Origin of the sequence: Leucothrix pacifica (assembly GCF_003172875.1) — a bacterium.
Classification (GTDB): domain Bacteria; phylum Pseudomonadota; class Gammaproteobacteria; order Thiotrichales; family Thiotrichaceae; genus Leucothrix; species Leucothrix pacifica.
Map to the genome: position 1 here is coordinate 1 of NZ_QGKM01000145.1, position 1479 is coordinate 1479.

1 protein-coding gene is annotated in these 1479 nt (G+C 66.4%); it reads right to left on the minus strand.

The window, feature by feature from the left end:
- Positions 1-1479, minus strand: a 1479-nt coding sequence (locus tag DKW60_RS23465) for a class I tRNA ligase family protein (protein ID WP_146203572.1), incomplete at both ends; no start/stop codon positions are given.

Below are 1479 nucleotides of genomic sequence, written 5' to 3' on the forward strand. Positions count from 1 at the left end.
GCTGCCTTCCACGGCGGCGTCGTTCCACTCCAGCGTGGCCTCGGGCGGCGCGGTGAACATGGTGTACAGGCGCGCGGTGTCGGCGCCGTACTTCTCGATCAGGTCCTGCGGGTCCACGCCATTGTTCTTGGACTTGGACATGGTGCCCACGCCCTCGTAGTCGATCGGCGTGCCCACGGGCAGCAGGCCGTCGCCACTTTCGGCCGCGTTCTTCAGCTTCGCCCCCACCACCTTGCCGGCCTCGTCCAGCACATGCTCCACGTCGTGCGGCCAGAAGTAGTCCTTGCCGCCCTTGGCGGTGCGGCGGCCGTAAATGTGGTTGAGCACCATGCCCTGCGTGAGCAGCTTCTTGAACGGCTCGTCCACCTGCACCAGGCCGAGGTCACGCATCACCTTGGTCCAGAAACGCGCATACAGCAGGTGCAGGATGGCGTGCTCGATGCCACCGATGTACTGGTCCATCGGCATCCAGTACTGCGCGCCTTCGGCCACCATCGCGTCGGCGTTGGTGGGGTCGCAGTAGCGCATGAAGTACCAGGACGAGTCCACGAAGGTGTCCATGGTGTCGGTCTCGCGCCGCGCCGCCGCACCGCAGATCGGGCAGGTCACGCCGGCGTGGAAACCTTCGTGCTTGAGCAGCGGGTTGCCCGAGCCGTCCGGCACGCAATCTTCCGGCAGCACCACCGGCAGGTCCTTTTCCGGCACCGGCACCGAGCCGTGCTGCGGGCAGTGGATGATGGGGATGGGCGTGCCCCAGTAGCGCTGGCGGCTGACGCCCCAGTCGCGCAGGCGGAAGGTGGTTTTCTTCTCGCCCAGGCCTTGGGCGGCCAGCAGTTCAGCGACCTTGTTCACGGCGGCTTTGTAGCTCAAGCCATTCAGCACGCCGGAGTTCACGCACACCAGTGAGCCGGTCTTGTCTGCGTACCAGTCTTGCCAGCGGGTAGCATCGAACACACAACAGGCCGCAGCGTCGCGTGCGCCGGGCGACGATTTCTGCTCGCAGCATGAGGCGCCCGGCGTGCCCGATGGTGTGGCCGTCCCTACCGGAACGACGCACACCACCTGCTGGATCGGCAGGCCGTACTTCAGCGCAAAGGCAAAGTCGCGCGCGTCGTGCGCCGGCACCCCCATCACCGCGCCATCGCCGTACGATATGAGCACGTAGTTGCCCACCCACACCGGCACTTCGGCGCCGGTCAGCGGGTGCGTCACCGTCAGCCCGGTGGGCATGCCCTTTTTCTCTTGCGTGGCCAGTTCGGCCTCGGTCGTGCCGCCGGTCTTGCATTCCTCAATAAAAGCCTGCAAGGCCGGATTCTTCTCGGCCGCGTGGGCCGCCAGCGGGTGCTCCGCCGCCACCGCCGCGAAGGTCACGCCCATGATGGTGTCGGCGCGGGTGGTGAACACGTACAAGCGCCCATCACCGATCAAATTGCCGTCGTGTCCGGCGATCTGGTGCGTGAACGCGAAGCGCACGCCTTC